Here is a 6,295-nt window from a genome sequence, read left to right on the forward strand (position 1 = left end):
AATACAACCTCATAAGTTTTAGATATAATTCATAATATGAATAAAAACTACTATTAGTTACAAATTTAGATGTTTTATAATATTATTTCAAAAATTAAAGTAATTGAATTAGAGAGAAAATAGAAGTAAACTAAAAAAGTAATGATGATTTATGATTAGATTTAAAATAATTTCACAAACATAACAAGTTAATATAAAGTATGAGAATTTCATGCTATAATTTAAATAGATAAATATAATTGTACAAATGGAGGAGTAAAATGTATAAACTAATTGCATTAGATATGGATGGAACATTACTTACAACAGATAAAAAAGTATCTGAAAGAACTGCAGCATCTATTAAGGAAGCAGAAGCAAAAGGGGTAAAAATAGTGTTGGCATCAGGAAGACCATTGCTTGGACTCAATAAATATTTAGAGGAACTAGGTTTATTAAAGGGCGAAGATTATGTATTAAGCTTTAATGGAGGTTTGGTTCAAAATACTAAGACAGGGAAAATTGTGTCAAAAGTTTCTTTAAAGGGATCAGATTTAAAAAATATATATGAAATAAGCAAACAACTTAATATTAACATTCATGCGTTTTCTGCAAAGGATGGATTAATAACACCTAAGAATAGCAAATATACAGAATATGAGGCTGAAATTAATGGCATTGACATTAATATAAAGGATTTTAATGAGATTGAGGATGAAGAAGATATTATAAAGGTTATGATGATAGATCCACAAGAAATATTAGATCCAGCTATAGAAAAATTACCTAATGAAATTTATGAAAAGTATAGTGTATTTAAAAGTTCACCATTCTTTTTAGAATTTACTCATAAGGAAGTAGACAAGGGACTTGGACTTAAAAAACTTGGTGAATTCCTTGGCATAAAAAAAGAAGAAATAATTGCTTGTGGAGACGCTGGTAATGATTTATCTATGATCAAATATGCAGGACTTGGAGTTGCAATGGATAATGCTGTTCCAGAAGTTAAAGAGGTTGCTAATTATATTACAGCATCAAATGATGAAGATGGAATATCAAAGGTAATAGAAAAATTTATTTTAAATTAGTATTTTTATTAGTTAAGGGTAAACCGAGAAAAGTAACTAAAAGGAATATCGACAATATAACATATAATAGTTGAAGAATACAAAAATTTACAAGTACATAAGGGAAAAATTTAAAAAAATAATAAATGATAAGTATTCAAGACTAAGCTAGTACATATTTCGTATTAGAATTATGGGAGCTGATAGCAAGTTTTAGGGGGAAGGCTAATGAGATTAGTTCCAATTGAAAATGTGAGACCTAACACAGTACTTGGAAAATCATTATATGATGTTGATGGTAGAATTTTACTTAGAGCTGGAGTGGTTTTAAGAGAAAACACAATAGCAAAAATAAAGCAAATAAACATTTTATCAATATATATAGTGGATAAATATAGTGATGAAGAAATCGAAGATATTATTAAACCAGAATTAAGGCAAAAAGCCATTATAACTATAAAAGAAGCTTTCTCTAATATAGGGAGACTAAACAAAGGAAAACCAGAGAAAAATGGTGAAAGTGATTATACATGGCAGGAGCAAAGTTATTTTTATAATATAGGAAAAATGGCAGTAAGTTTGATAGATGATATATTAAATCATAAAGATGTAATGCTTGCTTTAGTAGATATAAGAAGCATGAATAACTATATGTTTTCTCATTCAGTAAATGTTGCAGTAATTTCTCTTACAATAGGAATGGCATTCAAATTTTCTAAAAAAAAGTTAGAGGCTCTTTGCATTGGAGCTTTGATTCATGATATTGGTAAATCTTTGTTATCAAAAGATCTTTTAGATAGACAAGATAAGGATAATTTAACAGAAGAAGAAAAAGAAATAATTAAGCAGCATTCACGACTTGGATATAGGTATTTATCAAGTACTTACAATTTAAATAGTTTGAGTAAATTAATAGTTCTTCAGCATCATGAAAGACCAGATGGAACTGGATTTCCAGATGGTTTAAGTGGAGAAAATATTCTTGATTTAAGTAATATTGTGAGTATTGCAGATGCATATGATAATTTATCAACAGATTTGCCAGAAAAAAGGGCAATGTTTCCAAGTGATGTTTTAGAATATTTAATGTCAAATGCAGGATCAAAGTTTGATTATGACATTGTTAATACTTTTTGTAGAATAGTAATTCCATATCCAAGAGGAACTATTGTGCAAATTAGTACAGGAGAAATTGCTATTGTAGAAGAAACAACGCCAGGTTTTCCATTAAGACCTAAACTAAAGGTAATAGAGAGTCTAAGAGTAAGTAGGATTGGTGAAAAAATTGATTTGATTAAAGAAATTTCTATAGTTATTATTAAGGTAAAATATGAATTATAAAATTTAAGATGTTATAGTTTAAAAAAGTTTTTATTCTATAAGTTCTAGTTAAATTGATATATTATAATTATATAGATTAAATAAGTATATGGAAATTTATTTGTTGTAACTTATATCATAATTGTGGTGATTTTCAATAATGCGGTAAAAAGCCTCAAGGTGTAGTATTCACTTTGAGGCTTTATTTTAGATCAGATTCTAGAAAGTAATAAGTCAAGTATGTTAGTATATTTTTCCCTTTGAGTTTTCATCAATTATTGCCTACATGTACCTATAAAGGGAGTTAATTGGATTATATGTCTTATTCAAAAATATCTATAAATTTAAAGTTAACAACATCAAATAAACCTTTATCTGTAATTTTAATATCTGGTATTACTGGCAAAGATAAAAATGAAAGTGTTAGGAATGGATTAAAATTAATATAAGGAGCAATTATTTTTACAGCAGAATGAAGAGTTTCTAAATCTGCTTCAATTTCAGAATATTTTCTACTAGTCATAAGACCCGCAATTTCAAGTTGTATATGAGCAAGAACAGTTTCATTTTTAACAACTATTATTCCACCATGAAGTTTTTCTAATTCTTTAGCTGCAAACAACATATCTTTGTCATTTGTTCCAGCAAGAATTAGGTTGTGTGAATCATGAGCAATTGTGGTACCAATCGCACCTTCTTTAATTCCTAACCCCTTTAAGATCCCAAGTCCTATATTTCCAGTGGCTTTATGTCTTTCTACAACAGAAATTTTAATTAAATCATCTTTTGGTGAGCATTTAAAATATTTAAATTTCCCATTCTTCATTGAATCAATATCAGAAAATTTAACTTTTAAATTTATACTTTCTAATTTGTTTGGAATTATTTCAATTACATTTAAATTTTTAAAATTTCTATTTGGGATATTAATTTTAAAATCATCCTTTTTCAAAGAAGAGAGATTTATAGTATTAGGAGCAAAAGAGTCTAAGAATGAATTTTTCGTTAAATTATTATTTAAACCAACAAGATTACCATCAAGTGCAACAAGTTTACCTTCTTTATAAACACTAGATATCTGGAATTCTTCTAAATTGTTTAATAAAATAAAATCAGCTATGTAGCCAGGAGCAATTGCACCTTTGTTAGTTAATTTGTATAAAATAGATGGATTGATAGTAGCCATTTGAATAGCTGTTTCAGGATTTAAACCATTCTTTATAGCGTAAACTATTGAACTGTTAATTGATCCATTATTTATCATATCATCTATATGCTTATCATCTGTACAAAAACAAAATCTAGAACAATTACTTTCATTAACAGCTGGTAACAATTCTTTTAAATTTTTAGCAACACTACCTTCTCTAATTAATACATACATGCCACGTCTAACTTTTTCTAGGGCTTCTTCTGTATTGTTACATTCATGATCTGTTAGGATATTAGCGTTTCTATAAGTGTTTGTCATCATAGGTGTAAAGCCTGCGCTATGACCATCAATAACTTTATTGCTAGTAATAGCATCATAAATTTTATCAATCATATTATCTTCACAATTTGAAACTGCTGGATAATCCATAACTTCAGCTAAACCTAAAATTTTATCATCTTTATAAAAAAACTTTAAATCATTAGCAAGTAGAGTTGCGCCAGAACTTTCAAAGCTAGTACCTGGAACACAAGAGGGAAGCATAAAATATATATCAAAAGGAATTCCTTTTGAAGAATTAAGCATAAAGTTTATACCATCAATGCCCATTACATTTGAAATTTCATGGGGATCTGCAATAACAGAGGTGACTCCATTTAATAAAGCAACTTTATAGTACTCAGCAGGCGTTACTAGGCTAGATTCAATATGGCAATGAGAATCTATGAGTCCAGGACAGATATATTTATTTGTACCATCTATAACTTCAACTCCTTCATAATCACCAATTCCAACAATATATCCATCTTTAATTCCAATGTTATCAACAAAGCTATTTTTATTAAAAACATCAATTATTGTTACATTTTTTATTACTAAATCACATCTTATACGTTTATTAGATGCTTTAATATGATTTATTAATTTTTGCTTATTCACAATAGGCACCTCCCTTAAAAAGTTATAATTGTTATATTCGTTAACTAATATTCACCTAGTTTTTTGTTGTGAGATATTTTATATTTGTGAAATGATCTTGGTTGCGTTTCGCGCTTTTTTTATCTGTATATAAAGTTTTTAGTTGAACTTCGTGATATTTTAGCTGTGTTTTAAAGTTCTTGGTTGTGCTTCGCACTTTTTTATAGGTGTATATTTTTTTTATTATAGTTAAGTTGATTAATATTGTCAAAGAGAAAAAAGGTTTACATAAAAATAAATACAATTTTTATTTAAAACAATTAAAACTGCATGTAAAAATCACAATAATTTTATAAAAATAAATAATTGTATGAAAATTAGAAAAATTGTTAAAGCACATAAAAATAGAGACTAATTAATTAATGTTAAATTAACATTAATTTTAGCCTCTGTTTTTAATAATATAATTATTATGCAAATTCTATACATGTAGGAGTAGGAATATTTTCTGATTTAATAAATGTTAGTATACCTGTTGTATGATTTATAGAAAATATAGAAATATTATCAGAGTTCTCATTAGCACAAAGTAAGAAGCTGCCTGTTGGATCTATTTGAAAATCTCTGGGTGAATCTCCTTTGCAAGAAAAGGTATCAATATAAATCAAACTTCCATCACTTTGATTTATAAAAAATAAACTTAAAGAATTATTTCCTCTATCCGAAGTATATAAAAATTTATTATTGTTATGAATGCGTATTGCAGCACCAGCTTTTACACCTCTATAGTCTTTTGGTAAACTGTTTAAAGTTTGAATGTTTTTAAAAGGAATTTCTGATTTAGAATCATATTTAAAAACAAAAAGTTCAGAAGTTAATTCGCTTAATACATAATAAAAAGGATTCGCTTTTGAATAAGTTATATGTCTTGGTCCTGTTCCAGCAGGGAATGAGTAACTAAGATCTTTCATTTGAGTAAGATCATTATCTTTTAAGGATGAAACTATCAGCTTATCTACTCCTAAATCAATTGATAAAATGTATTTTTCATCAGCTGTAAACATAGAACAATGAATATGAGGTTTTTCTTGTCTTAAGGTATTTATACTAGAGCCATTGTGACTGCCTGTAATAGGAGAACTTAATATTAATCCGTCCAAAGTATTATAAATAAGCATCTTATTTTCATGATAATTTGAAGAAATTAATATTTGCTTGTCATTGCTCATGCTTAGATGGCAAGGTGGCTTTTCTTCAGAAAGAATACAATTTATTAAATGAATTTTATCTTTTTCTTGCCAATATTTAAATGATGCTGCCCCAGATTTTTCGCCAATTTTACAAGTTGAATAAAGCAGATGTCTTTCCTTATCAATCGATAAATATGTAGGATTTTCGATTTCATAAGCTAAGTTACTTTTTTCAATGTTACCAGAAACTATATTGAAATTTATACGATAAAGCCCTTTACTTTCATTTTTTGTATAAGTTCCAACGAAACCAACGATAACGTTTGGATTTAAGACCATTATGTATGCCCCCTTTTAGTTGTATATTTATAAGTATAGCATAAATATAAGTGGAAAATTTTCATATACCTTCTTAAAAAAAAGAGTGATTTTGATTATTTGAGATTTTGAATAAAAATATAAAAGAATTAATAATTATACATTAGAATTAATATAAAAAAATAAATTTAGTGGATTAAATTTTTACAAATAGTCAATTGATTGTTTTTTATGAATAATTACATTTATTTACTAAAATGAACGAAATTATACATATAAAAATAAAAAAGTTTTTTATAATGATATATATATTCCAATAAATAAACTACATATATTTAGTTACTGTGAAT

General features: G+C 26.7%; 4 protein-coding genes. 2 read left to right on the forward strand and 2 right to left on the reverse strand.

The window, feature by feature from the left end; translation table 11 throughout:
* Positions 1-260 precede the first annotated feature (260 nt).
* Together yidA and CLPUN_RS18885 are read left to right on the forward strand one after the other, a co-directional pair.
* Positions 261-1,067, forward strand: a complete 807-nt coding sequence (gene yidA / locus CLPUN_RS18880) for a sugar-phosphatase (RefSeq protein WP_077848789.1) — start codon at positions 261-263, stop codon at positions 1,065-1,067.
* A 207-nt stretch (positions 1,068-1,274) separates the two neighbouring features.
* Positions 1,275-2,387: an HD-GYP domain-containing protein gene (locus CLPUN_RS18885; RefSeq protein WP_077848790.1), complete on the forward strand. Its 1,113-nt coding sequence runs from the start codon at positions 1,275-1,277 to the stop codon at positions 2,385-2,387.
* Positions 2,388-2,688: 301 nt separating this feature from the next.
* On the opposite strand, the gene ade is transcribed toward CLPUN_RS18885, so the two are convergent.
* Both ade and CLPUN_RS18895 read right to left on the reverse strand, forming a co-directional pair.
* On the reverse strand, positions 2,689-4,458 hold the full coding sequence (gene ade / locus CLPUN_RS18890; protein ID WP_077848791.1) for an adenine deaminase: 1,770 nt from the start codon (positions 4,456-4,458) through the stop codon (positions 2,689-2,691).
* A 449-nt stretch (positions 4,459-4,907) separates the two neighbouring features.
* On the reverse strand, positions 4,908-5,966 hold the full coding sequence (locus CLPUN_RS18895; RefSeq protein ID WP_077848792.1) for a lactonase family protein: 1,059 nt from the start codon (positions 5,964-5,966) through the stop codon (positions 4,908-4,910).
* Positions 5,967-6,295 lie beyond the last annotated feature (329 nt).

The organism is Clostridium puniceum, from assembly GCF_002006345.1.
Classification (GTDB): domain Bacteria; phylum Bacillota; class Clostridia; order Clostridiales; family Clostridiaceae; genus Clostridium; species Clostridium puniceum.

Excerpts from the sequence above, each read along its gene's own strand:
- yidA (WP_077848789.1), top strand. The coding sequence starts at position 261 with ATGTATAAACTAATTGCATTAGATATGGATGGAACATTACTTACAACA.
- CLPUN_RS18885 (WP_077848790.1), top strand. The coding sequence starts at position 1,275 with ATGAGATTAGTTCCAATTGAAAATGTGAGACCTAACACAGTACTTGGA.
- CLPUN_RS18895 (WP_077848792.1), bottom strand. The coding sequence starts at position 5,966 with ATGGTCTTAAATCCAAACGTTATCGTTGGTTTCGTTGGAACTTATACA.